Annotated in this window: 28 protein-coding genes; 11 read left to right on the top strand and 17 right to left on the bottom strand. The window is 68.0% G+C overall.

The genetic code is table 11. The features are described from left to right. Window positions 1-49: 49 nt before the first annotated feature. Genes GKO32_RS20550 through GKO32_RS20570 form a run of 5 tightly spaced genes read right to left on the bottom strand, consistent with a single transcriptional unit; the run spans window position 50 to window position 6,206 of the window. On the bottom strand, window positions 50-2,473 hold the full coding sequence (locus GKO32_RS20550; protein WP_154758513.1) for a YncE family protein: 2,424 nt from the start codon (window positions 2,471-2,473) through the stop codon (window positions 50-52). A 48-nt stretch (window positions 2,474-2,521) separates the two neighbouring features. Beyond that, window positions 2,522-3,070, bottom strand: coding sequence for a hypothetical protein (locus tag GKO32_RS20555; RefSeq protein ID WP_154758514.1), 549 nt, complete (start codon window positions 3,068-3,070; stop codon window positions 2,522-2,524). 2 nt (window positions 3,071-3,072) lie between these two features. Beyond that, entirely contained in the window at window positions 3,073-3,702 is a 630-nt protein-coding gene (locus GKO32_RS20560) for a helix-turn-helix domain-containing protein (protein WP_312868219.1), read from the bottom strand. Window positions 3,703-3,722: 20 nt separating this feature from the next. Further along, the gene (locus GKO32_RS20565; RefSeq protein WP_154758516.1) at window positions 3,723-5,471 is read right to left on the bottom strand and encodes a copper resistance CopC/CopD family protein; all 1,749 of its coding nucleotides are present in this window, start codon (window positions 5,469-5,471) and stop codon (window positions 3,723-3,725) included. 9 nt (window positions 5,472-5,480) lie between these two features. Next, window positions 5,481-6,206, bottom strand: a complete 726-nt coding sequence (locus GKO32_RS20570; RefSeq protein WP_246244194.1) for a YcnI family copper-binding membrane protein — start codon at window positions 6,204-6,206, stop codon at window positions 5,481-5,483. A gap of 515 nt (window positions 6,207-6,721) precedes the next feature. On the opposite strand from GKO32_RS20570, the gene GKO32_RS20575 reads away from it, so the two are divergent. The 4 genes from GKO32_RS20575 to serS all read left to right on the top strand — a co-directional run bounded on the left by GKO32_RS20575 (window position 6,722) and on the right by serS (window position 10,968). Continuing rightward, window positions 6,722-7,528: a hypothetical protein gene (locus GKO32_RS20575; protein ID WP_154758517.1), complete on the top strand. Its 807-nt coding sequence runs from the start codon at window positions 6,722-6,724 to the stop codon at window positions 7,526-7,528. Window positions 7,529-7,613: 85 nt separating this feature from the next. Then, window positions 7,614-8,798: an L-2-hydroxyglutarate dehydrogenase gene (gene lhgD, locus GKO32_RS20580; protein ID WP_312868220.1), complete on the top strand. Its 1,185-nt coding sequence runs from the start codon at window positions 7,614-7,616 to the stop codon at window positions 8,796-8,798. 66 nt (window positions 8,799-8,864) lie between these two features. After that, entirely contained in the window at window positions 8,865-9,617 is a 753-nt protein-coding gene (locus tag GKO32_RS20585; protein ID WP_154758518.1) for a maleate cis-trans isomerase family protein, read from the top strand. A 61-nt stretch (window positions 9,618-9,678) separates the two neighbouring features. Further along, the gene (serS, locus tag GKO32_RS20590; RefSeq protein WP_154758519.1) at window positions 9,679-10,968 is read left to right on the top strand and encodes a serine--tRNA ligase; all 1,290 of its coding nucleotides are present in this window, start codon (window positions 9,679-9,681) and stop codon (window positions 10,966-10,968) included. Window positions 10,969-10,995: 27 nt separating this feature from the next. Here the strand turns inward: serS and GKO32_RS20595 are convergent, their stop codons facing one another. From GKO32_RS20595 to GKO32_RS20610, 4 genes are all read right to left on the bottom strand, one after another. Next, window positions 10,996-11,901, bottom strand: a complete 906-nt coding sequence (locus GKO32_RS20595; protein WP_312868222.1) for a haloalkane dehalogenase — start codon at window positions 11,899-11,901, stop codon at window positions 10,996-10,998. Between the two features lie 64 nt (window positions 11,902-11,965). Next, window positions 11,966-12,418 (bottom strand): DUF350 domain-containing protein, encoded by a 453-nt coding sequence (locus GKO32_RS20600; RefSeq protein ID WP_312868223.1) that lies wholly within the window; start codon window positions 12,416-12,418, stop codon window positions 11,966-11,968. A 40-nt stretch (window positions 12,419-12,458) separates the two neighbouring features. After that, the gene (locus GKO32_RS20605) at window positions 12,459-13,625 is read right to left on the bottom strand and encodes a glutathionylspermidine synthase family protein (protein ID WP_312868224.1); all 1,167 of its coding nucleotides are present in this window, start codon (window positions 13,623-13,625) and stop codon (window positions 12,459-12,461) included. After that, a complete protein-coding gene (locus tag GKO32_RS20610) occupies window positions 13,626-14,240 on the bottom strand; it encodes a hypothetical protein (RefSeq protein WP_208024473.1) in 615 nt (204 codons plus the stop codon). A 92-nt stretch (window positions 14,241-14,332) separates the two neighbouring features. On the opposite strand from GKO32_RS20610, the gene GKO32_RS20615 reads away from it, so the two are divergent. The 3 genes from GKO32_RS20615 to GKO32_RS20625 all read left to right on the top strand — a co-directional run bounded on the left by GKO32_RS20615 (window position 14,333) and on the right by GKO32_RS20625 (window position 16,135). Next, window positions 14,333-15,259 (top strand): septum formation family protein, encoded by a 927-nt coding sequence (locus GKO32_RS20615; RefSeq protein WP_376765981.1) that lies wholly within the window; start codon window positions 14,333-14,335, stop codon window positions 15,257-15,259. Between the two features lie 3 nt (window positions 15,260-15,262). Continuing rightward, window positions 15,263-15,613, top strand: coding sequence for a metallopeptidase family protein (locus tag GKO32_RS20620; protein ID WP_154758522.1), 351 nt, complete (start codon window positions 15,263-15,265; stop codon window positions 15,611-15,613). 105 nt (window positions 15,614-15,718) lie between these two features. After that, on the top strand, window positions 15,719-16,135 hold the full coding sequence (locus GKO32_RS20625; RefSeq protein ID WP_154758523.1) for a hypothetical protein: 417 nt from the start codon (window positions 15,719-15,721) through the stop codon (window positions 16,133-16,135). A gap of 3 nt (window positions 16,136-16,138) precedes the next feature. On the opposite strand, the gene GKO32_RS20630 is transcribed toward GKO32_RS20625, so the two are convergent. From GKO32_RS20630 to pheA, 3 genes are all read right to left on the bottom strand, one after another. Next, window positions 16,139-16,813 (bottom strand): DUF4232 domain-containing protein, encoded by a 675-nt coding sequence (locus GKO32_RS20630; protein WP_154758524.1) that lies wholly within the window; start codon window positions 16,811-16,813, stop codon window positions 16,139-16,141. A 123-nt stretch (window positions 16,814-16,936) separates the two neighbouring features. Beyond that, window positions 16,937-17,545: a histidine phosphatase family protein gene (locus GKO32_RS20635; protein ID WP_312868225.1), complete on the bottom strand. Its 609-nt coding sequence runs from the start codon at window positions 17,543-17,545 to the stop codon at window positions 16,937-16,939. Next, window positions 17,542-18,453: a prephenate dehydratase gene (pheA, locus tag GKO32_RS20640; protein ID WP_312868227.1), complete on the bottom strand. Its 912-nt coding sequence runs from the start codon at window positions 18,451-18,453 to the stop codon at window positions 17,542-17,544. Before pheA ends, GKO32_RS20635 begins: the two co-directional genes overlap by 4 nt. Window positions 18,454-18,545: 92 nt before the next feature. On the opposite strand from pheA, the gene GKO32_RS20645 reads away from it, so the two are divergent. From GKO32_RS20645 to GKO32_RS38075, 3 genes are all read left to right on the top strand, one after another. Further along, window positions 18,546-19,163, top strand: coding sequence for a macro domain-containing protein (locus tag GKO32_RS20645; protein WP_312868228.1), 618 nt, complete (start codon window positions 18,546-18,548; stop codon window positions 19,161-19,163). Window positions 19,164-19,243: 80 nt separating this feature from the next. Then, window positions 19,244-20,176, top strand: coding sequence for a type I pantothenate kinase (gene coaA, locus GKO32_RS20650; protein ID WP_154758526.1), 933 nt, complete (start codon window positions 19,244-19,246; stop codon window positions 20,174-20,176). Between the two features lie 129 nt (window positions 20,177-20,305). Further along, a complete protein-coding gene (locus tag GKO32_RS38075; protein ID WP_166459666.1) occupies window positions 20,306-20,458 on the top strand; it encodes a hypothetical protein in 153 nt (50 codons plus the stop codon). A gap of 6 nt (window positions 20,459-20,464) precedes the next feature. Here the strand turns inward: GKO32_RS38075 and GKO32_RS20655 are convergent, their stop codons facing one another. The 5 genes from GKO32_RS20655 to GKO32_RS20675 form a co-directional block, all read right to left on the bottom strand. Beyond that, on the bottom strand, window positions 20,465-21,994 hold the full coding sequence (locus tag GKO32_RS20655; RefSeq protein ID WP_154758527.1) for a hypothetical protein: 1,530 nt from the start codon (window positions 21,992-21,994) through the stop codon (window positions 20,465-20,467). Window positions 21,995-22,031: 37 nt separating this feature from the next. Then, the gene (locus GKO32_RS20660; protein WP_312868229.1) at window positions 22,032-23,072 is read right to left on the bottom strand and encodes a hypothetical protein; all 1,041 of its coding nucleotides are present in this window, start codon (window positions 23,070-23,072) and stop codon (window positions 22,032-22,034) included. Window positions 23,073-23,086: 14 nt separating this feature from the next. Then, on the bottom strand, window positions 23,087-24,163 hold the full coding sequence (locus GKO32_RS20665) for a hypothetical protein (protein ID WP_154758528.1): 1,077 nt from the start codon (window positions 24,161-24,163) through the stop codon (window positions 23,087-23,089). Further along, window positions 24,160-25,218 carry a hypothetical protein gene (locus tag GKO32_RS20670; RefSeq protein ID WP_312868231.1) on the bottom strand — a complete coding sequence of 353 codons (1,059 nt, stop codon included), beginning with the start codon at window positions 25,216-25,218 and terminating at the stop codon, window positions 24,160-24,162. Before GKO32_RS20670 ends, GKO32_RS20665 begins: the two co-directional genes overlap by 4 nt. Before the next feature lie 77 nt (window positions 25,219-25,295). Further along, the gene (locus tag GKO32_RS20675) at window positions 25,296-25,628 is read right to left on the bottom strand and encodes a DUF3024 domain-containing protein (RefSeq protein WP_154758529.1); all 333 of its coding nucleotides are present in this window, start codon (window positions 25,626-25,628) and stop codon (window positions 25,296-25,298) included. Window positions 25,629-25,717: 89 nt separating this feature from the next. On the opposite strand from GKO32_RS20675, the gene GKO32_RS20680 reads away from it, so the two are divergent. Beyond that, on the top strand, window positions 25,718-26,344 hold the full coding sequence (locus tag GKO32_RS20680; protein WP_154758530.1) for a response regulator: 627 nt from the start codon (window positions 25,718-25,720) through the stop codon (window positions 26,342-26,344). The last annotated feature ends 42 nt before the right edge of the window (window positions 26,345-26,386 follow it).

Genomic DNA, 26,386 nt, shown 5'->3' on the forward strand with positions numbered 1-26,386 from the left:
TCAGTTAATGTGCCGTTCGTTACCGAAGTTGAGCTGTTGCGGAATCAGCTCAACCGATCGGGTTCAGCTGCGCGGGGGTGAGCTTTTCCCGCCAGCCTGCCGGCACCTTCTGGGACCAGCCGTTGTACACCAGCGGAATCGGCAGCACACCCTGCCCGCCGAACCCGTTCGCACCGGTGATCGTGCCCTCCACCTTGGTGTTCGGCGTCGAGGAGACCACCAGCTGACCCACGACCGCGGCATCGGAGATGTTGCCGTCGTTGTTCGGGTCGATGTCGATCACCTGCATCGCGTTCGAGAACTTGTTGGAGACGTAGGCGTAGTAGCCGCCGCCCTTCTTGGCCCCGAAGTTGATGCCGTGGCAACCGGCGTTACACGGCAGATCCTTGATCACCTTGTCGGTCTTGGGATCGATGACCGAAACCGTGGCGCTGTAGGTGTTCGCCGCCAGCAGTGCCTTGTCGTCCGGGCTCACCGGGAGCTGGATCGTCAGGCCACCCCACGGAGCGGTGCTGCTCGTGCGTCCCTTGACCGGGTCGTAGTTGCCCCACAAGTCGATGCGCGCGTCATGGACCTTCTTGCCGTCCTTGACGCAGGCGTTCTCCTTGAGCGAGACACACGCGATGTCCGCGCCGAGGAAGTCGGCCATGTAGAACTTCGACTGGTCGGACATGGCGCCGGTCGCGATCGGCAGTTCACCGGTCGGTTCCTTGTGCCAGGTCCCGGTTTCGTTGTCCAGCACCGTCGCGTCGTACGGGTTGACGTTCGGGGTCAGCGTGGTTTTGCCGTCCGCGGTCAGCCAGAACGCGTGGGGGTGCTGCGGTGGGGCATCGGCCGGACCGACGGGTAGCCGCCGTTCGATCTTCGTTGCCCCTGGCGAGAGTTCGACGACGTCGGTGCCGCCGTTGATCGCCACCTGGACCTTGTCGTTATCGGTCCGGGTCATCACGTGTGATGGATCCGGTCCGACTTGGAAGGTGCGCAGGTGCTGGCCCGTCGACCTGTCGAAGACGGACAGTTTGTCGTCGAACCACTGGGTTTGGTAGAGGTACTTGTAGTCCTGGTCGGTCCACATGTTGTGCGGGTTGTTCATGTTGATACTGGAACCGGAGATCTTTCGATCGATGGTCCAGTCCTCTACGTTGATCTTCGTCGCCGCACCGACCTTGCTCTTGCCGGCGTACTCCTCCATCTGCGTGTCGACCCAGACCTCACCGACACCCGGCGTCTTCGGCGGCGTCAGTTTGTCCAGTGTCTTCGGGAAACCGAACTTCTTGTCGTAGTACGCATCCAGGTTCGGGATCAGCACCGGCTTGCCCGCGGCGTCGTACTGCAGGATCGGCGCCGGCGGGAACACCGGGTTGTAGGACGACGATTCGGTGGTGCTGTACTTCTGCCAGTTGTTCTGCACGGTGGCGGTGAAGAAGATCTTCACCAGGTTCTGGATCACGTCCGCCGACGACGGCACCGTCAGGTTCCGCGAGGTCACCTGGAGGTTCTTGCCGAAGTCGAGCCCGATGGTGAGCGGATCGTCCACCACCGTGGCACCCAGCATGTACGGGTGGATCGTGCAGGTCCACGCGTAGAGGCCGGGCTCGGTCAGCTGCGTCGAGTCCTCACCGGCGAAAGCACCCATCTGCTCGAAGAAGGGCGCGCCCTCCGGCCTGATCAGCGACGTGATGTCGTGCAGCGAAGCGTTGTTCGGCTGCGCGATCTTGAAACTCGCCGTGATCGCCGGACCCTTGACCGCGAACTTCTTGAGGTCGTCCAGCGTCTTCTGCAGGTCCAGTCCCACCGGCAGGCTGTCGAGACTGATCGGCGCGTCCACCGGAAGGGTCGAAACCTGTTGTGCGAACTGGTTCAGCAGCCCTTCGGCCTTGACCGTCTCGGCCTTGGCTTCCGGTTTGCTCGCGCCGAGAGACTGGACGGCCGCGAGCGTCTTGTCCAGGCCGAGCGCCTGGCCGAGCACCCCACCCAGCGAGCCCAGGCTGGGCGCCGCCTTTGTCGGGTCCGACGCCAGACCGGTGAGCTGGTCGACCAGGTTCAGGTTGAGCATGTTGCCAGCCTGAGCCGGGTTCAGTAGACCACCGCCGAGTCCGGGCAGGCCACCGAGTCCGGGCAGACCGCCGGTGGGCAGCTTGCCGAGGCCGGGCAGCCCGAGCGTCCCCGGATCGGGCAGCGCGAGGCTCCCGTCCGGAATGCTCGGCACGATCCCCCCGTCGAGCGCGGACGTGCCCAGCCTGGGCAGTTCCGCGACGGCGAGTGACTTACCACCGAACAGTTCGATACCCGAGTCGAACCAGTTTCCGTTGCTGTCGTTGAGGTTGAACGTGATCGGCACCGGGCCGACCCCGACCGGGAACGCGGCCGCCGGCAGCGCGGCGACCGACGAGGCACCGACCGTGATCACGGCGATGGACAGCACCGCTTTCAGCCGGAATCGCCTCGCTCCCGGAGGAGCTTGTGCGCGCATGAATTTCCTTTCTGCATTCATTGTTTTCACCAATCACCTCCCGCCTGGTCAGGCGGTAGGTGAGCCGAGAAACCACCTGCGCACCAGCACGGCGCTCACGATGGCCAGCACCAGCACCGCCGCGAGCACCGGTGCGGAGAAGTCGTCCCGCCTTGCCGGCAATGCAGCGGCCGAACCAGGTTGCTGCGGAACGGAAACCACGGCTGCCGGCTGGGGAGCAGCCACCTCCGCGGCCTGCCCCGGCACCCCGGTCCCGGTCAACGGAAACAGGGCGCCACCACCGGGTAACGCGTCCGGAAGCCGGGAGCCGAAAACCGCGCCGCTGCCGGGAAGGCTCGATTCCCGCAGCGGCGGCGCCGCGAAAGGCGCGACCACCGGCGCGGCCGTGCTGGGGTCGGGGTTCGCCGGAGCACCAGGCGGCGCGGGCGAAGTGGGTGCGGTCGTGGGAGGCGCGGTGGTGGCAGGAGGTGGCGTGGGCGCGACGAGGTCGCACACCGGCGCGATCGTGTTGTCCACTGTGGAACTCAGTGGCTGAATCACCGGCCCCAGCAACGGGATTCCGTTCAATTCGTCCACTGTGGATAGACAGTCGGCCACGGTCATGCTCCCGGCTGGACGATCAGGCGGACCTGGCGAGAAGACTGCAACCGCAACCGCGCACAGAACCCGGTGAAGCCGGTGGCGGTGAACGGCTCTCGCGCCAGCAGGAAATACAGCAGGCCCCGGTTGTTGACGGCCACCAGCGCGTGGTTCAGCCGAGCCGAAGTGATCAGGAACGCCCCGGCCGGGCACTCGCCGGCGCGGTTGCTCAGCTGCCACCGCAGCAGGTACTTGTCGATCGTCGTACCCGAAAGCGTGATCCCGAACTCGCGGCGGACGAGCTGCGCGACGGATTTCCGTGTCCACAACAGACACGGAAGCCCGAGCTCATCCGGCGCCGTCGCCAAGCTACCCAGCACTTGTTCCTGCTGCGCTTCGGAAAGCGCGAGGCATTCGCCGGTTCGCCGCCCACGTGGCCGTGGCTGGAACGCCGCTTCGCCGCGCGAATGGTAGGCGCGCACCCAGCAACCGACGGCTTTCCGCGACACACCGAACAGTTGCGCGACCCGCGTCTGCGGCATCCCGCCTTCGACCGCCGCGACGGCTCGCCGGCGAAGCTGCGCCAGCTCGTTCGGCGGCAGGCTCCGTGCGCCGTTGTCACCAAGGTCTTGCTGGACAAGAAGATCCACGACTGCCACCCCATCTGGTCTCATCGGGCGCCGACCGGAATCCGGACGACGGCTTGATCGATCTCCGAAGTGCGGACGGTCACCGCCAGCTCCCACATCCCCGGGATTGCGATCGGCGCGTTCTGCGCGATCGCGTGGTCACCGCCGATCAACTGCGCCGCCACCGGAATCGGCCCGATTCCGCGTGACGGCAGGCGAAGCTCCGCACGCAGTTCGGCCACCTTTTTCGGCCTGCGGTTCGCATCGAGCACGGCGAGATGCACCTCGTTGCGGCCCACCCGGCCGGGCGTGACCAGCACCGCGAGCTTCCCGACGCCTTGCGGGCCACCACCGGCGTCGAAGGGCAGCACCACGTTCACCGGACCGACGCGAGCCGGGATCGCGGCCTCCTCGCGAGCCCGGGCAAGTTCGGCCGCGGCCGGTTCCGCGTCCACCAGTGCCGCCGTGGCCCCGAGAATCGCCGCGGCCACAAGGACCTCGACCGTGACCATCCGGCGGAACCGGCCGATCTCCTGTTTCTCCGGCCCGCGACGCGCCCGCCGCTTGTCCGAGACGGTGACGATTTCGCCGCCGTACTGCCGGTGCACCCAGTTGCGGGCGAACGCACCGAGCCCGACCACCACGACGACCAGAAGCAACTTGACCGCCAGCACCGTCCCGTACCCGGTGCCGAACAGCGCGGCCGGTGAGCCGACCTCCCGCCACGCTTGGTACGTCCCGCTCGCCGCGAGCACGAGCACGCAGCCGAGCGCGATCCGGGAGAACCGCGGAATCGCGATCCGCATGCCCGGGATGTCGCCGGAGCGCAGCAGCACCGCGAGCAGCACCGGCAACCCGCCGAGCCACACCGCCATCGCAAGCAGGTGGATCGCGTCGACCGGAAGCGCCAGCAGCACCTGCGTCCCGGCCGCACTGTGGTTGGCGAAGCTCCACGTCACCACCAAAGCGAGCCCCGCACCGAGCACGATCGCGCTGCGGCGCCGCAGATTCACCTCCTCGTAGCCGCGAAACGTCTTGCGTCCCAACACAAGGACGGCCGCGAGCACCCCGAGTAGCACGAGCCTGGTTACGAGCACCAGACCGATCCGGCTGCCGAAAGTCGTGCCGAGCAAGGCGGGGTCCGCCAGGTCCCCGATCGGTTTCCCGGCAGCCGATGGCCCGTAGAGCACGAACGTCACCACGGTCGAACCGGTCAGGATTCCCCAGCCCGCCCACAGCAACCGGCGCGCCCCGCTCGCCGCCTCCCCGCCCGGCCAGCACGCGGTCACGAAGAACCCGGTGCCGACGAGCAAGGCAAGCCCGACGTACGCGATCCATCTGAATACTCCATAAAGGACAGTGGTGAGGCCGTCCGCGCGGTCCTGGCCGGCGGCCACTCCGCCGGTCACCTCGCCGACGCTGAACGCGAACGCTCCCTCGACGGGGTGCGAGTCGACCGAGACAACGCGGTAGCTCACGGTGTAGGTGCCGTTGGCGAGGTTGCCCGGCAGCGTGGCCGCGATGGTGTCGGTACCGCCGGCCGGATGTACCGGCTTGCCGACCCCGGCGACCGGTGCACCACCGGGGCCCAGCAGCCGCACCTCAGCCAGCGACACGTCGATGGATTCGCTGAACCGCAGGGAAACCTCGTGCGGGGCGGCCGCGAGCACCTCGAAACTGCCCGGTGTGGTGGCCACCAGTTCGGCATGCGCCGAGGCGGTTCCGCCGATGCCGAGCAGTGCGATGAGGAACGTACCGAGCAGCGCGGCCATTCGGGACAACAGCTTCATGGCCGCCGCCTACAACCGCGCCTTCTCTCGTTCCGGGACGGCTTGGTCCACCGGTGCCGCACGGCGCCGGGTGAACGCCACACCGGCTGCCGCGACGCCCGCGGCGATCCCTACGCCACCGAGTATCCGCGCGACCGGATCACTGTCCGAAGTGGACTCCGCTGGCGCGGCCGCCTTGGCGATCGTGACGGTGGGCGCGGGATGTTCCGGCTCGGGCTGTCCCGGCTGCATGAGGTCGATCCAGCGCACGACCTGTCCGTCGGAATAGGTTTGCAGTGCCTTGAAGGAAAGTTGGCCGGTGTCGGGCATTTTTCCGATCCGGACGGTAAAGTTCGTGAACGTGTCGGCGGGAATACTGCCGCCCTCCCACACAATCGACGACACGGTCTGGTTGTCCATCTCGTCACCGGCGCCGGCCGGCTTGTCCATCGGCTCCTTGTGCACGGTGATCTGCCAGCCCGGCATGCTCTGCGGGGTCACGGAACTCAGCGGATGATCGGCGGGAAAGGTCACCTCGAGCCGGGTCGTCGTCGCGTCGTCGCGTTCGTTGGGGACCCCGAAGGACAGCATGGAGGGCTCGCCGGGTTCGGCGGTGTCCGGGCTGACCGACACGTGGGCGAAAGCAAGCGGCTGGCAGGCCAGGGTCGCCATGACCCCGACTGCGGCGGCCACGGCGAGGCGGCGTGGCCGGGAAAGGCCGTGCCGGACCATGCGCGGCAAATGCGGTGCGCGCATATCTGTCCTTTCTTGAGTTTTTTCGGATCAGGAGATCGCGGTGGCGGAAACCACGTCCGGCTAATACTCCCAAACCGCGTGACCTGCGGATGACGCGATTGTTTACGGCCCATTACAAGAAGATCCGCCGATAAATTTTCGCCGGTGATCCACCCATATTCATGAGGGCAAAGACAGCCCAGGACCAAGATCGTCCTTCGGCCAGATTTCCCCAGTTCAGAAGGGTTGTCGTCACACGAATGAGGGAGTGACCTATTTGACTTTCGATGCATTATCCGGACACCACCGGGCGTTCGTTCGCGATGCCCTGGAGCCGGCGACCCCATTCCACGAACACGCTGCCGAAAGGTCATGTTTCGCCAAGATGAACCGAATTCGGCAGTGATCGACGAGGCTCATTCGACATGGACTGGTCAACTCGTGATCAGCCGTGCCACCATGACCCGCGGCGACCGGAAAAGCGTCGCACACGAGCCGCCACGGCACCTGAAAAGAAACCAAGAAAGCGGGCCGTCATGCGAATGCGTCACCGCTGTGCGGTTGCCGCCACGCTGGCCTTGCTCGTCTTCACCTCGGTTCCGGCCGAGGCAGCCGAAACGGAGGTGGTGACCAGTTGCGTCGCGACGGTGCCCGCGGGGCAGCCGGTCGCGCTGGCCCCGGAGGCGGTGGTCCAACCGGTGATCGACCTGCTTACCCCGCTGGACCCGCTCGGTCTGCTCGTCCCGGCGTTCCGCTCCGCCTGGGCGCAGGAGCCGCCGATTTCCTTGCCCGCAGGGGATTCCGGGGGTTCAGCGATCGCCGACGCGGTGCTCGCCCGGCTGACCCGGCTGCCGCTGCTCGCCCCGGTTCTCGGCACTATGGCCGGCCCGCTGCGGAATCAGCTCAGCGAATCGTGCGGCATCACCACCGAGGCACCGGTGCGGTCGGGCCCACCGGACGTCGCCTCGGTGCCGACCGTCGTCGGGACGCGCGGGGTGATCGTCGTGCCGGGCACCGCGATCACCCCGCCCGCGATCCCCTCGCCCGAGACCACCGGCGTTCCCCCGTCGGAAACCGATGACGCACCACCACCGGAAGCTCCGCCACCCAAATCCGGTACCGCGACACCGCCACCACCCGCGCTGATCGTGACCACCGTGCGCACGGCGGCCGATGGTCCGGACCCGGCCGGTGCGGCGCAACCGTTCGGCTGGCCGGTCGTGGCCGCGTGCGTTCTGATCCTGCTGGCCGCCGCCTACCTGGGGAGGGGGCCGGCGCGCCGGCTGTGGAGTGGTGTCCAGCGGACGTTCCGCCCGTCCGCTGGACACCACCGGAAACCCTGACCGCATTTCAGGGCCTTTCTCACAATAAGCTGACGGCACGCCGATTTCCTGAGGGAAAGCTTTGAAAAGCCGTACGCTGGTCCGTGTGGCGCAACGAGTTGTGGTGATCGGCGGCGGGATTCTCGGCCTTGCCGTGGCCTGGGAACTGATCAGGCAAGGCGGCAACGTGACCGTGCTGGAGAAGGAAAATTCCTGGGCGGCACACCAGACCGGGCACAATTCCAATGTCGTGCACGCTGGTCTGTACTACAAGCCGGGCTCGGCGAAGGCGCGGATGTCGGTCGCCGGCAATCGGTCCATTGTGGACTTCGCGAGAGCGAACGGCGTCGGCGTGCAGGTGTGCGGCAAACTCGTCGTGGCCACCACCGAAGCCCAGCTGCCAGCGCTCGGCGTGCTCGCCGAACGAGCCGAGGCGAACGGCGTCCCGGCAAAGCTGATCTCCCGCGAAGAGGCGCGCGAATACGAGCCGGAAGTCTCGTGTGTCAAGGCGTTGCGCGTCGAGTCCACCGGCATCATCGACTTTCCCGGCGTGTGCACGGCGCTCGTAAAGCTGCTGGAGGACAAGGGCGCCGAACTCCGGCTCGGCACGCCCGCGCTCGGCATCCGGCCCGGTCACACCGGCGGGGTGGAGGTCGCCACCGGGAACGAGGTACTCAAAGCCGACGCGCTGGTCAACTGCGCCGGTCTGCAGGCCGACCGGGTCGCTCAGCTGGCCGGGCTCACCCCGAGCGCGCGAATCGTCCCGTTCCGCGGTGAGTACTACGAACTGCGGCCCGAGCGGCGGCATCTCGTGCGTGGCCTGATCTATCCGGTGCCCGACCCGACGCTGCCCTTCCTCGGCGTGCACCTGACCCGCATGCTCGACGGCAGCGTGCACGCCGGCCCGAACGCCGTGCTCGCGTTGCGCCGCGAGGGTTACCGCTGGCGCGATATCTCCCCGGCGGACATCGCCGACGTCGCCCGCTTCCCCGGCTCGTGGCGGCTCGCCCGCAAGTACGCCTACCCCACCGGGCTCGAGGAAGTGCTGCGCTCGCTGTCCAAACGCCGCTTCGCCGCGAGCCTGGCCCAGCTCGTCCCGGCCGTCACCGCGGACGACATCGTGCGCGCGGGTTCCGGGGTGCGCGCGCAGGCGTTGCGGCCCGACGGTTCGCTCGTCGACGACTTCCTGATCGAAACCGCCCCACACCAGGTGCACGTGCTCAACGCCCCGTCACCGGCCGCGACGAGCGCGCTGGAAATCGCGAAGCACGTGGCAGCGTCAGTCGCCTGAAGGCTTTAACAACGCGGTTACACGAGCTGCCGCTGGTTTTCTCATCCCGGACCTACCGTCCGTGGGATGAGCGTCAGTCCCTTCGAGATCACGCTGCCGGTGCAGACCGGGGTGGGCGTGGTCGCGCCGTTCGACTTCGCCCTCGACCGGGAGCTGTGGCGCTGGGTGCCCGACCAGGTGTGCCTGCACACGACCCGGCTGCCGTACCTGCCGGAGCCCGTCACGGTGCAGCTCGCCGAGGCGCTCAGCGACCCGCATGGCGTGCGCCGCGCGACCCGCGACGTGCTGGTGCCCGAACCCGTGGTGGTCGCCTACGCCTGCACCTCGGGCAGTTTCATCGGCGGCGCGGCCGGCGAAGCGGCGCTCGTCGCGGGCATGCTCGACGCGGGTGCGCCCGCCGCCGTCACCACGTCCGGTGCCCTGATCCGCGCCTGCACCCGGCTGGGGGTCCGGCGGCTCGCGGTGATCACCCCCTACGTCGACGACGTGACCGACCGGCTGCTGGCTTTCCTGGCCGAATTCGGGATCAGCACGACCGCGAGCATGGGGCTGGGCATGCTCGGCGACATCTGGAAGATGTCCTACTCGGCGGTGCTCGGCGCGGTCGAAACCCTGGACCTCACCAGCGCGGACGCACTGTTCGTCAGCTGCACCAACGTCCCCACCTATGACCTGGTCGCCCCGCTGGAGAGACGGCTCGGCATCCCGGTGCTGACCGCCAATCAGGTCACCATGTGGGCCGCGCTGGAGCACGCCGGCGCGGCCCTCTCGCATTCGAGTGCGCTGACCGCGCCGGTCGCGGTGCCCGAGGTCGCCTGAAACTCGCTGGTCGGACTGGATACGCTGGACGGGACAATCCCGGCTCGTACCTGGAGTACCGATGCACGACCCTCGCCTGCTGCTCGATCCCGAGACGGATGCGGCTGCCAAGCTGCGCCGCCGCGGGTACGTGCTCGACACCGACCGCCTTGCCAAGCTGGTCAGCCGGCGCTCCGAGGTCATCAGCGAGGGCGACAAGGCGCGCGCGCAGTCGAAGAAGTCGGCCGCGGAGGTGCAGGCAGCAGCGCGGCGCGGTGAGGACATCACCGAGCTGCGGGAACAGGCGCGGCTGCGGAAAGTGCGCATCGGCGAACTGGAGGAGGAGCAGCGCTCGGTCGAGGCCGAGCTGAACGAGTTCCTGCTGGCCATCCCGAACCTCCCGCTCGACGAGCTGCCGGACGGCGCGACCGAGGACTTCGCGCAGGAGGTCCGGCGCTGGGGCACGGTCCCGGAGTTCGATTTCGAGCCGCTGGACCACGTGGACCTCGGCGAGCGTGCGGGCTTCCTCGACCTACAGCGCGCGACGAAGCTGTCCGGCCCGCGGTTCGCGGTGTTCAAGGGCCCGGGCGCCCGGCTGGAGCGCGCGCTGGCCACGTTCTTCCTCGACGTGCACACGCAGGAGCAGGGGTACACGGAGTTTTCGCTGCCGGCGCTGGTGACCCGCCAGACCATGACCGGCACGGGGCAGCTGCCGAAGTTCGAAGAGGACCTGTTCCGCACGTCGGTCGCGGATCGGGAGCTGTTCCTGATCCCCACAGCCGAGGTTCCGCTGGTCAACCTGCATGCCGGCGAGATGCTGAACCTCGACGAGCTGCCGCTGCGCTATACCGCGTACACGCCGTGCTTCCGCTCGGAGGCCGGGTCGTACGGGCGCGACACGCGTGGGCTGATCCGGCAGCACGAGTTCTCGAAGGTGGAGCTGGTCCAGCTGGTCGACGCGGAGAAGTCGCGGGAGGCGCTGGAGGAGATCCTCACCCACGCCGAGGAGACGCTGCAGAAGCTGGGGCTGGCGTACCGCGTGATCAAGCTGCCCGCCGGGGACATCGGGTTCTCCGCGCAGATCACGTACGACATCGAGGTGTGGCTGCCCAGCCAGCAGACCTACCGCGAGATCTCGAGCGCCTCGGACACCGGCGTGTTCCAGACCCGCCGCGCCGGCATCCGCGGAAAAGCCAAGGACGGCAAGCGCGGCGCGGTCGCGGCGCTGAACGCGTCGGGCCTGCCGGTCGGCCGCACCCTCGTGGCACTCGTCGAGCAGTGCCAGCAGGCCGACGGGTCGATCCGGATCCCCGAGGCGTTGGTGCCCTACACCGGTTTCGCCGTGATCAATGCCGACGGGAGCACCAGCTGAGCACGCGGGCATCCCACCCGGTGATCGTCAGCCCGTAACGAAATCCGCCACGATGCGGCCGAGTTCCTCGCCCGCGTCCTCCTGCAGGAAGTGTCCGGCACCCGCGACGGTCGGGTGGTCCAGACCTGTCGCGCCGGCCATCTCGCGCCGCAGGATCGGGGCCATCCCGCCGGTGATCGGATCACCATCGGAGAAGGCGCACAGAAATGGAATGTCCATAGTGGACAGCGTGCGCCAGGCCGCTCGGTTGGCCTCGCTCGCCGGATCGTCCGGACGGGTCGGCACCAGGCCCGGCATCGCACGCGGGCCCGCCTTGTACATCTCGTTCGGGAACGGAGCGTCGTAGGCGGCGCGGACCTCTTCGGACAGTTCGGTTCTGCAGCCGGACTGAACGAGCCTGGCGATGTCGAGCACGGGCGCGGTCTGGACCACTTCACGAAACGCGTGCCACACCTTCGGCATGTCGACGTCGCCCGTCGGCAGCCCGGTGTTCGCGGCGACGACACGTTCGAAGCGCTCCGGGTGCTCGGCCACCAGGCGCAGGCCGATCAGCCCACCCCAGTCCTGCCCGACCAACGTGATCCGGCGCAGATCCAGCGCGTCGAACGCGAACGAACGCATCCACTCGACATGCCGGGCATAGGTGTGGTCGCTGAGATCGGCCGGTTTGTCGGAACGGCCGAAACCCACGAGGTCCGGGGCGATGGCACGCAGACCCGCGCCGGCCAGCACCGGAAGCATCTTGCGGTAGAGGAAAGACCAGCTGGGTTCGCCGTGCAGGAGCAACACCACCGGCCCGTCCGGTGGGCCGGCCTCGGTGTAGGCGACTCTGACGATGCCGTCTCTCGGGCTGTCGACGTCGGCATACAGCGCCGGGAAGTCGAAGTCGGGCAGGTTGCTGAACCGGTCTTCTGGTGTCCTCAGTAGGCGCACAGAAGGAGGGTATGCCACGCGGCAGCGTGTCGGTTGAGGGTGGTGGTGGGCGAGGGGCTGGCGACTAGGAGATCGCGACCGCCACCACGAGGCCCAATGCGACATGCGCGGCCGCGACGACAACGCTCACCGGCTGGAACTTCTCCTGCTCGATCGTCTTGCCGACGTCGATGCGGGTGGCCCATTCGAGCAGCCGTACCGCGATGACCTGCACGATGATGCCCAGCAGGCCGTACACGAGCGCCGTGATCAACCCCGCGGTGAGATCGCTCGCCGAGTTGAAGATCGCGACCACGATGATGAACGCCATCGACAGCAGCCCGGACGCGGTGACGATCACGGCGTTGGGCAGACCGCGGTGCACAAGCGAGGACAGCTTGCCGGGCGTCGTCCAGTCGATCGCGTAGAAGCCGGCGAACATCAGCAGCAGGCCGACGATCCCGTACAGCAGGATCGCACCGACTCCGTGCACAAGGTCGGAGCCGAACGTCGCGGGCAGCGCGCGAATGGTGGTCACAGGGTCTCCAGGTTCGGTTTGAGGTATCGCGGGGTGTGTATCACGATTCCGGGATGCGATGCGGGACGAACGCGGCCCCGTCGTCGGTCACCAACCCCGCCGTCTCCCGGATGCCGAGGCCGGCCGCGTTGTCACCGACGATCCACGCGCCCAGCGCCGGGCGGAAGCCGTCGAACTCGGGCAGCGGGTCGAAGGCCTGGTAGACATAGCCTTCCTCGCCATAGACGCCGGGCGTCTGGGTCTCGTAGCCGGGCGCGACAATCGACACGTTCGCCCCTTCACGACCCAGTTTCGGCTTGCGCACGTACTCGGTGAGCAGGCCGGGGTCGTCGACGAAGGCGGGCAGCAGGTTCGGGTGCCCGGGGTAGTTCTCCCACAGCACCGCGAGCAGTGTCTTGTTGGACAGCAACATCTTCCACAACGGCTCGACCCACAGCGTGCGCGGCAACGTCTCGACGGCGTGGTGGCCGAACTCCTCGTCCACCACCCATTCCCACGGATAGAGCTTGACCACGGTGTTCATCGGGGACTCTTCGAGATCGACGAACCGTTTGAGCACCGGGTCCCAGCCGATCTCCTCGATCGCGAGACCGACCGTGTCGAGCCCCGCCTCGGCCGCGGTCTCCTGCAGGTACGTGGTCGTGATGTGGTCCTCGCCCGTCGGGTCGGCGCTGGACCAGGTGAAGTACAGCTCGTTGTCCGGCAGCTGGCCACGGATCTGCTGCCAGCGCTCGACGAGCCTCTCGTGCACCGAGTTCCACTGGTCGTCGTCGGGGAAGACCTCCGTCTTCCAGTGCCACTGCAACACCGATGCCTCGAGGAGCGAGGTGGGCGTGTCGGCGTTGTACTCCAGTAGTTTCGCCGGGCCGCTGCCGTCGTACCGCAGATCGAACCGGCCGTAGACATGCGGATCGCGCCGCTTCCACGACTCGGCGATATGCGGCCACACCCATTCCGGGATGCCGAACTGCGCGTACCGCTCGGTCAGCACGACGTTGTCGACGGCCTCCAGGCACATCGAGTGCAGCAGCTCGACGTCCGCTTCGAGGGACAGCACCTCGTCCATCTCGAGCACGTAGTGCACCGACTCGTCCCAGTACGGCCTGTCGTGGCCGGTGCCGTAGCGCGCAGGGGTGCCGAACACCAGGCCCTGCTCCTCGACGATGCGCTGCCAGTCCCGCCGCGGGGCACTGGTTCCCCTCCGCACCTATGACCCCCCGGACTTCCCGCTGCCGCCGCTGCTCTTGCCGCTGATGCCGAAGCCACCGCGCTGAACCGTCTTGCCGGAACTCGTCTTGACCGTCGCATTGCCGGACGGCGCCGTGTACGTGCCGCCCGCGACGCGTTGCCCGATCGCGCCGGTGCCACCGTAGTTGTAGCGGTACTGACCCGCGCCGATGCCGTAGGGAATGATCCACAGCCCGCTGCCGGAGTCGTAGTGGCCGCCGTGGCTGGCGATGTAGTTGTCGTCGCAGTACTCGTCGTTCTGGACGACCCCGTTCCCGTCGGTGCACACGGCGTTGACCTGTTCAGGCGTGCCCACGAGGTACCACGCGGCGACGACGCCGACGAGTCCTACGGTCACGCCACTGCCGATCATCACCTTGCGTCGGCTTGCGGCCTTGCGCTCGGCCACCTCACGCGCCTGCGCCTCGGCTGCCTCGCGCTCTTCTTCCTCGGCGAGCGCTTTGCGCCGCGCACGCTGCTCGGCGAGCGTCGGCTCACGTGGTTTGGTGGACTCGGCGTCCTGGAACCGCATCGAGCCGGGCGTGGGTGGGGGCTCCGGAGGCGACTGGTCCCCGGGCCGATCTTCTTCGGTCATCGAGGCACACACTAGCCACCCGAGGGTCGTCGTGGGACCAGGACGCGGGCATTATTGACGGGATGCTCGGACACGGCTTGGCAACGAACACAATGCGCACCCGGCTCGTCATGGTGGGTGTGTTCATCGGCGCCATCGCGGCACTGGCCATGAGCGTGGCATTCTCGTGGAGCCCGGCGGCGACCGGTGGCGGCAAGGTCGAGGAGTCACCGGAGGCCAAGGCCGCTTTCCACTCGACAGCGGGTAGTTGCCTGAACTGGGTCAAGCCCGATGTTTCGGACGTGCACGTGGTGCCGTGCGCTCAGCCACACCTGTACGAGGTGACCGGCGTGATCAGCATCGCCGACAAATTCCGGCCAGGTGCGCCCGCGCCCTCGGTCGACGAGTGGCGTGACCTGGCGATGGCGCGGTGCAGTGATGGCGCGCAACATTATCTGGGCAAGCAGCTCGACCCGTTCGGGAAGTTCACCGTGAGCGCGCTGCGGCCCGGCGCCGACGAGTGGGCCGAGGGCGATCGGGACATGCGATGCGTGCTGCAGTGGGCGGCGCCTGGTGGCGCGCTGCAACCGGTGACCGGCAATGCGGCGAACCAGTCGCAGGCGGCGGTGTGGGACCCGGGGACCTGTCTGGCACTCGCGGACAAGACGGTCGGCAACCCGATCGACTGCGCCCAGCCCCACGCGTACGAGATCGTCGCGACGGTTGACTTGAAGAAGCATTTCCCCGGCGACTACCCGGCACAGAAAGACCAGGCAGCCTGGCTGGACACCGAATGCAACAACGACGTCCAATCATATGCCGGCGGGGTTGATCTCGATTCACAGAAACTGATCCTCACGTGGGATCTGCGTGAACAGGAAAGCTGGGACGCCGGTTCGACGCTGGTCAACTGCAAGGTCGGTGCGAAGCTACCGGACAACAGCGGGCTCGCACCCGTGACCGGCAGCATCAAACAGCAGGCACAGGACGCGCCGGCGCCAGGGGCACCAGGCGCCCCACCACCACCGGGCGGTGGGTAAGGAATGCCGGTCGAAATGTCCGCCGCCCGCTTCGAAGAACTCGTCGCCGACGCACTGGACGAAGTGCCGGCCGAATTCGCCAAGGCAATGGACAACGTGGTAGTACTGGTCGAAGAGGAGAATGCGGAGGCGCCGGAAATCCTCGGCCTCTACCACGGAATTGCACTGACCGAACGAACCACCGACTACGGCGGCGTGCTTCCGGACCGCATCTCGATCTACCGCAGGCCAATTCTCGCCATCTGCGAAACCGAAGACCAGGTAATCGACGAAGTACTGATCACCGTGGTACACGAAATAGCCCACCACTTCGGCATCGATGACCAAAAACTACACGAACTCGGCTGGGGATAAAGGGGAAAAAGGAAGCCCCCAAGAGTTGGCTGGTCATCCCGGAGCCTTCATAACGGACTGGCTGCGAATTTCCTCATCCTCGCCTTGGGGGTGCTGGAATGTCGCATGCGGACCGACGACAGCGATGTGACACCGGGCGAACCGGCCATCTCGCGGCGGCCGTTCGTCGCCGGTGGCGTTGTCGGGTTCCTGATCGGGTTGCTGGTGATGGGCCTGCTGTGGGCAGGCGCCGCCAGTGGCAGCGGTGCGACCGCGGATGCCAGGGCCGCATGTGGCGCGCTCGACCGCGCGGGGCCGTTGCCGGATGAGTTCATCGCGCCGGCGTCGCTTGCGCCTGGCGTGATTCAACATCTCACCGCCGCAAGGGATTTGTCCTCCGCGGCAGCCGAGCAGAATCCGGTGTACCAGGCACTCGCCGATCGTCTTGGCGGTGTGAGCCGGATGGCGATCAGCCTCAATTTTGCCGATCCCGGCGGGCGCAGGGATCTGACGTTGGCACGTCAGCTGTGCGCCCGCCTCTGAGGGTCACTGCGCGTTGCTGCCCTGGACGGCGGTCTTCACCGTCAGCTGGTCACCGGGGATGTTCGGGTTCGCGCACCCCGTGCCGGGCAGCTCGATGAACATCGACGCCGTCTCCTGGGGCGGGTAGATCCGCAGGCCACGCACCGCTTGCGGCTGGCAGGTCACGGTGTCGTAATTCTGCACGTTGACGAAACCGATCGCGACCGACGCGGTGCCACCCTTGTTCAGCTTGATCGGCGCGCCCTTGTCACCGACCCGCTCCGCGGGCTTGCCCACTTGGTGACCGTCCGCGCCGCCGACGTAGGAAACGCCAGGGAATCCCTGAATGGTGCACGGGCCGTCACCGACGTTGGTGAAAACCAGGGGCCGGTACGACGTGCCGGCACCGGAATCGCCTGCGCCGAACGAGAGTTTCAGGTCGGCGGCCTTGCACAGGCCGTTCCCGGCGGGCTGCGCCGGGGCGGCGGGCGTCGCGCTGGGCTCCGTGCCGACCGCGACCGAACTACCCGGTGCCAGGCTGTCCGTCGGCGCCTGGTTTTCCGTTGGCGCGCTGGATGATGCCGGGGTGGTCGGCGCCGCGGGTCCGGCGTTGTTCGTGGTGCCGCAGCCGACGACAGTCAAGGCAACCGCGGCCGCGCCGGCCGCCAGTCCCAACTGAGAGATCCTCGTTCGCACCATTGTCGTTTCCTCCCTGTGTGCGTCTCGAGCACTACTTGGGGGACGTGCGATCCACGCGGCCGGTTGTGTGAGCCACGCCAATCGGTTACCGAGCAACCTCGCACATTGTCAACTTGCCACAGGTTAGATCTGGGCGCCTGGCCAAGCCAGGCAACGCCAGCCGCCGCCGGGTTCGGACTCCAGCTCCACGATGCCGGTGTTGGGGATGAGCCGCTGATCGGCCAGTTCGGGATCGACATCGTCCGAGAGCCATTCGGCCGCCAGCCGCATCGCACCACCATGGCTGACCAGCGCGATCGCCGGATCCTTTTCGTGCTTGGCATGCAGGTCGGCGACGGCACCGAGGTACCGGGCACGCACGTGGTCGCCACGCTCGCCGCCCGGCATCGCCACGCCGAGGTCCCCGCGCAGCCAGGCGCTGAACGTGGCGGCGTAGGCCCGGAGCGCCTCGACGTCACCGCGGTCCTCGAGATCACCCGCCCCGACCTCGTGCACCCCGTCGATGACCTGCACTTCGAGCGTCAACGCACCCGCGAGCGCCGCGGCGGTCTGCTGCGCACGAGTCGCACGCGAGGCGTAGACAGCCACGATCGGCTCCGCGGACAACCGTTCCGCAAGCGTTTGCGCCTGCTGTTGTCCCAGCTCGGTGAGCGACGGGCCGGGCAGCGCGGTGTTCAGGATCTTCCGCACGTTCGCGGTGCTCTGCGCATGCCGGACGAGGTACAGCTTCACGCCTGCTCTCCCCTGCGCACCGCCGCGACCCAGTCCGCCGCATCCACGAAATCCGCGTTGCCGGCGGACGGCTCGATCGTCGCGCGGACCCCATCCGCCCGCGGGTGTGAGCCGAGGAAACGGACATCGCGGCAGCGGCGCCGCAGCGCGGCGAGCACGTCCCCGATGCGCGGCTCGGCGACATGCCCTTCGAAGTCGATGAAGAACCGGTACTCGCCATAGGTTCGCGCCGGGCGGGCGTCGAGCCTTGTCAGGTTGATGCCACGGCCGGCCAGTTCGGTCAGCAGTTCGGCGAGCGCGCCGGTCCGGTTCGCCGCGGCCGCGACGATGGACGTGCGGTCGGCGCCCGTGGGTTCCGGCAGCGGACCATGCGGCCGGCGGACCAGCAGGAACCGCGTGCGGGCGTCGCGAACATCGGCGACCTCGGTGGCGCGGACCTCCAGCGGGTAGTGCTGGACCGCGACCGGGGCGGTCACCGCCGCGTCGAACTCGCCGGCTTGCACCGCCACCGCGGCCGCGGCCGTGGACGACGTCGCGACCGGCTTCGCGCCGGGCAGGTTCGCCTCGACCCACAGCCGCACCTGCGCCAGCGCGTGCGGATGGCTCGCGATGGTGCGGATCTCGGTGGTGCCGGGCCGGGTCAGCACGCTGAAATGCACCGGCAGCAACGCTTCCGCGAACGCGATCAGCGGTTCCTGCTCGGCGAGCCCGTCCAGGGTGGCCGGGACGACGCCTTCGACGGAGTTCTCGACGGGCACGCACGCACCCTCGGTCTCGCCCTTGCGCACCGCGGCGAGCGCCAGCTGGATGGTCTCGAACGGAACGAGCTCATCCCCCGCGCCGGTGAGCGACCGGGCGGCTTGTTCCGTGAATGTTCCCTCGGGGCCGAAGTATGCGATCCTTGCCACTGCGTCAGGTTAGCGGCGCGAAGCGCGCCCTGTTCGGGCGCCGCGAAGATCGCATAGTTACGCCGGGTCGCTTTTTTTGGCATGGTGTACCTGTGACCGCCGATTCGGGCACGCACGCCACCCGCCGGGGCTCCCACGATCACGTCTCCCCTCCCACCCCGTCCTTGGTGTTGTGCGCCCTTGATGAGCCGTTGGTCCGCGCGTGGCAGTCGGTCGCGGAGCGGATCGCGGGTGCCGTGCGGGTTCATCACGGTTCCGTGCTCGACGTCGCGGCCCAGGCCGTGGTCAGCCCGGCCAACTCCTACGGCTGGATGCGCGGCGGGATCGACGCGATCTACGCCCGCGCCTTTCCCGAGGTCGAACAGAATGTGCGCAGCGCGATCCTCGCCTACCACGGCGGTGAACTCCCGATCGGCGAGTCGGTGATCGTGCCCACCGGTGAGGCCTCGCCGGCGTGGCTGATCAGCTCCCCCACGATGCGCGAGCCGGGCGAGCGGCTGCCGGAGGACACGGTGAATCCGTACCTGGCGGCGCGCGCGGTGTTCCTGTGCTGGCGCGACGGCCGGATCGAGCACGGCGCGGGAGTGCGCACCGTCGTCGACACGATCGCGATGCCCGGCCTCGGCACCGGTGTCGGCGGCGTCCGCCCCGAAACCTGCGCCCGTCAGGTCGCGGCGGCATGGACCGAAGTTTTCGGGCGCGTGCAGTAACTCACAGATCGTTTTTTCCCGGTACGGCCTACCGTAAGAGGAGTGTCACGCGAGCCCACCGGCGGGCGAGGAGTGAGGGAATGTCACGAGTTCGCGAGCTCAGCCCGTACGTCGAACTACACCGGGAGCAATGGCGCGAGCTGCGGAGGAACACTCCCGTACCGCTGACCGCCGAAGAGCTGCTGCGGTTGCGGGGGCTCGGCGAGCAGGTCGATCTGACCGAGGTCGCCGAGGTGTACCTGCCGCTGTCCCGGCTCATCAACCTGCAGGTCGCGGCGCGACAACGGCTGTACGAGGCGACCACGACCTTCCTGGGTGAAGATTCCCGCGGCACCAAGGTGCCGTTCGTGATCGGCATCGCCGGCAGCGTCGCGGTCGGCAAGTCGACCACCGCGCGCCTGCTGCGCACCCTGCTCGCCCGCTGGCCCGATCATCCCCGCGTCGACCTCGTCACCACTGACGGTTTCCTGCACCCGGCGGCGGAGCTGACGCGGCGCGGCATCATGCACCGCAAGGGTTTCCCGGAAAGTTACGACCGGCGCGCGCTGCTGCGGTTCGTGGCGGAGGTGAAGTCCGGCGCCGACGAGGTCAGCGCGCCCGTCTACTCGCATCTGGCGTACGACATCGTGCCGGGCGAGGAGCAGGTCGTGCGGCAGCCGGACATCCTCATCATCGAGGGCCTCAACGTGCTCCAGCCGGGTCCCCGCCTGATGGTGTCGGATCTGTTCGACTTCTCCATCTACGTCGACGCGCACACCGAGGACATCGAGCGCTGGTACGTCGAGCGGTTCCTCAAGCTGCGCCAGACGGCGTTCGCGGACCCGGCCTCGCACTTCCACCACTACGCGGGCCTGCCCGACGGCGAGGCCCGCACCGAAGCCCGGCATCTGTGGCGCACCATCAACGAACCGAACCTGGTCGAAAACATCCGCCCCACTCGCCCGCGTGCCACGCTTGTCCTCCGTAAGGACGCAGACCACTCCATCAATCGCGTGCGCCTGCGCAAGCTGTAGGCGGTCAACCGGCCGATCGGCTGAACTCGTCACCTGCTCACTAACCGGTTGGCCGATACCGGACACATCTGGCTTACCCGCACCCTGGACTCAGCAGGAAATGCACGCTGAGCAGGGAGGAGGCCCACCATGGTCACGATCGTGTTCACCTGGATCGGAGCGGTACTGGGCATCGTGGTGCTGCTGGCGATGGCGGTGGGAGCGTTCGCCGTCCAGGTCGACGACGCACTCGCCGACCGCCGTCAGAAGGCCACCGAAAGCACGGGGACCTCCCTGTTCTGAGCCGCCTCAGCTCAGCTCGTCGAGGGCCCGCAGGTAGTCGTCGAGGTCGAACTCGAGTTCGTCGCTCTCACCGGTTTCCAGCTGTTGTTCGAGCGCACCGGCGAGCCGGTCGAGCACCTCGCCGCGGTCGAGTCCTCGCGCGAGCAGCCGCTGGGCCGCCTGCCACACCTCAACCGGCTCGTCGTCCCACAGCTGGTCCACCACGGTCGTGTGGGCCGCGACCCACAGGAAGGACTCCTCGTCAAGGTCGTCCTCGGCGAGCGAAGCCTGGAAATCCGGGTGTTCGCCGATGACCAGCAGCCGGCGCTGTTCCGGGTCGGACGGGTCGAGCTCGACCTCCTCGCCGGCGATCTCGGTGTAGACCGAGGGGATCGCGAACTGGCGGCGTTCGAGCAGCGCGACGACCTCGACCTCATCGAGGTCGTCGAACCCCTCCAGATATACGTCCATTGTGGACTCTGTGGTCTCCATCGCCCGCTCGTAAAGCCGGTCCTCGACCGCTTCGAGCAGCGGTTCGACGGCAGCCTCTGGCAGGCCCTCGCGCCAGGCGCCCCATCTGGCCCACGCCGGGAGCACCTTCTCCAGCGCCTCGTCCTGCTCGTCGGTCAGCTCGATCTCGCCGTCGTCGACGAAATCGACGAAGGCCGCCAGCTTGTCGGGGCCGACGCGCAGCGGATTGCGCGGGTCGTGCTCGACGCCGAACTCGATGAGCCGCAGCGCGCAGACGCGGGCGGCCTCGGTGTCCTCCAGGCTTGCTGACGCGCGGAAGAACTCGTCGATGGCCTCGGCCTCGTCCTCGGTGGACAGCAGCTTCGGCGGGTCCGCGGGCTCCGGCTCCGGCAGCGCGCGGGTGCGCGCCATCGAGAGCGCACGGAAGCGCACGTAGTCGTCGGTGACCTCGGGTTCGTTCTGCTGTTCAGTGCCGGCGAACGCGTCGGCGAGCAGCTGGTGTGCCCGGCCGGGGGTGATCTGCTGGCAGGTGACCAGGCCGTCGCTTTCGGCGGCCTGGGTGCGCATGTCCGCGACGACGTCGGCGGGTGACTCGACGATCACGGCTTCGTCCGCCCAGCCGCCGTACACCCCGTAGCCGATCGACACGAGCAGCCCGTGGGCCGCGTCGCCCTCGCCGAACACGCACAACACGGAGCTCTCGTCGCCGTAGACATCGGCGGTCCGCCAGCACTCGCCGACGCCGACCTGGTTGAGCGCGGCGGCCCAGGCCGGCTCGCCGAGGCCCAGTTTGTCCAGCGCGAGGCCGGCGGCCTGCCGCTGCTCGTCGCTGATCGCGAGCGTCCGCAGCGCGGCCAGTGGTGCGACGAGCCGCTCGGGCTCGGGCGCGGTGGCGGCGAACTCGATCAGCTCGGCGGCGAGGTCGTCACCCGCCTCCCACCATTCGCCGAGGATCTCGGAGGTGACGAGCTCGACCCGCAGCGGCTCGGCGTCCGAGTCCAGTTCGGCGAACTCACGCAGGACCTCTTCGAGCAGCTCACTCGCGCTCTGGGCCTCGCTGGACTCCTGCTGGGGAAGGTCGGTCATGCATTCATATTCGCACCGCGTGGCGCGGACATCATCTTCACCCCTTCGGCAGTGCGATCCGTGCCTGCCGGATTTCCGCGATGAGCCGTGCCTTGCGCTTGTGCACCGTGACCAGCTCGGCGAGATAGGGGGTGAATTCCGCCGGAATACCCGCCCTGCGGTACAGCTGGCGGATCTTGCGCAGCCGTTTCGCCGCGAGCTCGTAATGCACGGCGTCCTTCTGCTCGATCAGGTGGTCGACATGTCGCTTGTAGACGTCCAGCACCTCGGCCGGGTGGTCCTGTTCCCGCAGCTCGGCGACCTCGACCAGAACCTCCAGCGAGCACTGCCGGGCGGCGGCCCAGGCCTCCTCGGTCCTGCCATCGGCGAGCAGCGCGCGTACGCGTTGGTCGGACTCCTTCTCTTCCGGCGCGGCTCCGTTGCGCACGCGGGCCGCGTACGCGACGGCCTCCGCGGTGCGGCCCGCTTCCCGCAGCACCCGCACGACCTTCAACCGCACCTCGAGCCGGTCTGGCTGGCGGGCAAGGATTTCCAGCAACGCGTTGACATCGCCGGACAGTTCGGCCAGCTGCTCCGCGAGCTTCTCCGTCGCCCGGCCGGATTTTTTGTCCACAATGGACTTGAGCTTCGCGAGTCCGTTGTCCCCCAGTGGTTTCGCGAACAGTTCGAGGTCGACGTCCACGCCGTGGCCGAGCGCGGTGTCCGCGATCCAGTCCGGAAGGTCGGCGGGCGGCCGGGCAGCGCAGGCCCTCGCGTACAGCGCCACCGAGCGGCGCAGAATGTCCGGATCTTCCTGCTGTACCTTGACAATCCGGTCCACCGTGCGGCGTGCGAGCGGGGCCAGGTCGGCTTGGGTACCGGCATCGAGCAGGCGCCCCAGCGTGTCGAGCACGGCGACGATCTTCGTGGACTCACCCGAGGCCGCCTGCCGCTCCAGCAGGTCGGCCGGCTCCGCTCCGCTGCCCGCGCGCAGCCGCAACCGGGCATGCAGCTCGGGGTCACGCTCGGCTTGTTCGAGCAGGAGCTCGGCCAGTGTCTCGGCATCAAGCGAACGGAGATAGCCGTGGAGATCGGTCACGCGCACATCTTGGCCTATCCCGGCAGGTCCGCGGGAATCTCGTCCTCGCTGAATTCGGCGAGCATCTCTTCGATGTCACGCCGCAGGTGTTCGATCGCCGGTTCCGGCAGGCCGTCGCGCCGCCCCTGCCAGCCCGCGAAGGCAAGGCTGGTCACCCGCAACGCATCCACCGACTCAGGATCGAGCTCGTATTCCCCGAAGAGGTCGTCGAAGAAGAGCTCGAACTTCGCGGGGCTGACTCGTAGCGGGTCGATCTCGTCGATGTCCGCGCCGAACTCCGCGAACGCGCGCGCGAATTCCTCGTCCGCATCCGGTTCTGCCGAAAGGAACTCCGCCACCACGCCTTCGTCGTAAACCTTCGGCTCGGGCCACGGCGCCGCCGCCGGCATGGCATCCAGCCGGGCCAGCACATACGCCCTGGCGTCGAGAAGCAGGTCATCCTCGCCCGGAAAACGGTCGTTGAGCGCGATCGCGTCCTCGAGCAGCCGCCTGGCCTTCGGCAGTGGCACGCGTTCGGTGGTCAGGAGTTCGTCATCGTGCTCGTACAACTCGGCGAGGATCTCGTCGTGCTGCACGGTCAGGTAGATCTCACGGACGCCGCCGAACCGGTCGGTCTCCGCGACCAGCCCGTGCTCGCGCCCGTCGCGCTCGCACAGGAAAAGCAAGAACACGTCGTCGCCGAAGATGTCGGCCTGCTGCCAGCATTCGGTCACGGTGACCTCGCGCAGGGCTTGCCCCCATCGCGGTTCGCGCATCCCCAGGGTGGCCAGCCGCTCGGCGGCGGCTTCCGCGCGGTCACGCAGCTCCGCGGCGGGGCTGAGCGCCGCCAGCGCCCTGAGCAGCCCGAACGCGGCCGGAGTCTGCCGGGACGCGGCGTACCCGACGAGCGGGAATCCGACCTCGCGCACCGCGCCTTCGCCGGGCCAGAAACTGCCGAGGATCTCCGACGTGAGCAGTTCGACATCGAGCGGATCGTCCGAGGCCACGACGTCTTCGAACGCATCGAGGGCTTCTTCGAAACCAGCACGCAATTGGGCATCCAGCGGTGCGGGCTTCTTCTTGGTTTTGCGACCGCGGCTTACGGGACTCACGCGCTCATCGTGGCAGCCCTGGTCTTGGGGATCGCGATGCGGGCATTGCGAACTTCGATCAACAGCCGGGTTTTGCGTTTGTGCGTGTCCAGCAGGTCGGTGAGATAGTGCGTGAACTCGTCCGCGCTGTCCGCGCGCCGGTGCAGGCCGCGAAGGTCCTTGAGGGCACGGGCCGCTTCCCGGTAGCACACCGGGTCTTTCTGCTCGATCAGCTCTTCGACGTACAGCCGGTACGCCGCGATCGCTTCGGCGGGTTTGCCCGCGACGATCAGGTCCAGTGCCGCGGCGCGCTCCTCCGGCCAGCGTTCTCCGGCCAGCTCCCGCAGCGCGGAATAGCTGGCGGGACAGGGATTGCGCCGGAACTCCGCGCGGCGTAAGGCGAGCGCACCGCCGCGCGGGCGTTCGCGCTGCATCATCGTTTTGGCCGCGTACGCGATCGCCTCCCCGTGGCGCCCCGCCGATCGCAGCACCCGGATGATCCGCAAGTCGACCTCGCGTGTCGGCGGTTTCGCGGTGAGGATCGCCAGCAGCGTGTCGACGTCGCCGGTGACCTCGGCCAGCTGTTCGGCGAGCCGGCGTGCGATATCGCGCCGTGGCCCCGGCCTTCCGGCCAGCACACCGTCCACAATGGACTTCATCCGGGCGAGTCCCGGCGCACCGAGCGCTTCCGCGAAATCGGCGACCTCGACCTCCGGCCAGTCCGGTCGATGGAAGGCGGTGCCGAGAAGCCAGTCGGCGAGCGGCTCCGGCTCGGGCGGGTGCACCGCGCACGCGCGGGCGTACAGGGCCATCGCCCGGCGCCGCTCGGCCGCGGTCGCGCCGTCAAGTCCTTCGAGCGTACGGCGGGCGAGCGGGGTGAGATCGGCTTGCGTGCCGGTTGCGAGGAGCCGCTCCAGCACGTCAAGCGCCGGGCTTGCTTTGCTCGCGGCGCCCGCGCGCTGCTCCAGCTCCTCGCGCAGCCTGCGGTCATGTTCGGCTTCGGCATAGAGCAACTCGGCCAGCGTCTCGGCATCCAGCGAGCGCAGGTACGCGCGCAGATCGGGGACCGAGTTCACGCGCCTATCCTGCCTGACCCGAAGGCGTGACACCGTCACCCACCAGCGCCTATTTCGCTGGTTACGGACACGGTAAGTCAGGTTTGCAGGGTGAAGAAGTACCCGTCAGCGGCACCGCGGTCGATATCGGCCAGCAGTGGTACTGGCGAGTTCTCCCGGACGCTCTGCGGATACTTGCGCCAGCGGCCGAGCTCCTCGGACCAGTAGTAGAGGGTCCACATGCCGTCCACGCCATAGCGGAGCTGGGCGAACGCGCGCTCTTCGGACGTGTCGCCGGACCAGTCCTGGCCCTTCTCGACGAGCGTCACCATGCGTCCACGCCATCGGGACACGATCCGCTTGTCTGCCGGAACACGCCGTTCACACCAACGATGGATCTGCCGTTGCTGGAGCTCGGGGATCGCCGACATACACACAGTGATACCGCATGCGTTCCGCGCGCTCGATCGGAGGATGCGCACCTCACACGGGTCATACGGGTCCAGCTAGCCTGAAAGGCATGGCCATCGAGGTGCTGCTCGTCGACGACCACGAGGTGGTCCGGCGTGGCCTGCGGGAGCTGCTCAGCGACGAGCCGGACATCGAGGTCGTCGCCGAGGCCGGCAGCGTCGACGAGGCCCTCGCCGTCGCGATGCATCTCGAACCCGATGTCGCGGTGGTGGACGTCCGTCTGGGTGACGGCGACGGGGTGATGCTCTGCCGCGAGCTGCGGTCCAAGCCGAACCCGCCACAGTGCCTGGTGCTGACCGCGTTCGACGACGAGGAGGCCATGGTGGGCGCGATCATGGCCGGGGCGTCGGGCTACTTGCTCAAACAGGTCCGCGGGCAGGACGTGGTCAACGCCGTCCGTGAGGTCGCCGCCGGGCGTTCGCTGCTCGACCCGCTGACCACCGCGCGCGTGCTCGACAAGCTGCGCCATCCGCGGCACGACGAGTACGAGCAGCTGACCGAACGCGAACGCAGTGTGCTGCAACTGATCGGTGACGGACTGTCCAACCGGGAAATCGCGGAACGGTTGTTCCTGGCGGAGAAGACGGTCAAGAACTACGTGACATCGGTGCTCGCGAAGCTCGGCATGCAGCGCCGTACCCAGGCCGCCGCCTGGGTCGCGCGGCGCGAGAAGTAAGCGCTTACTTTCGCTTCGCATCACCACAGGCCGTACGCGTTG

The organism is Amycolatopsis pithecellobii (genome assembly GCF_009707865.1).
In the GTDB taxonomy this organism is placed as follows: domain Bacteria; phylum Actinomycetota; class Actinomycetes; order Mycobacteriales; family Pseudonocardiaceae; genus Amycolatopsis_E; species Amycolatopsis_E pithecellobii.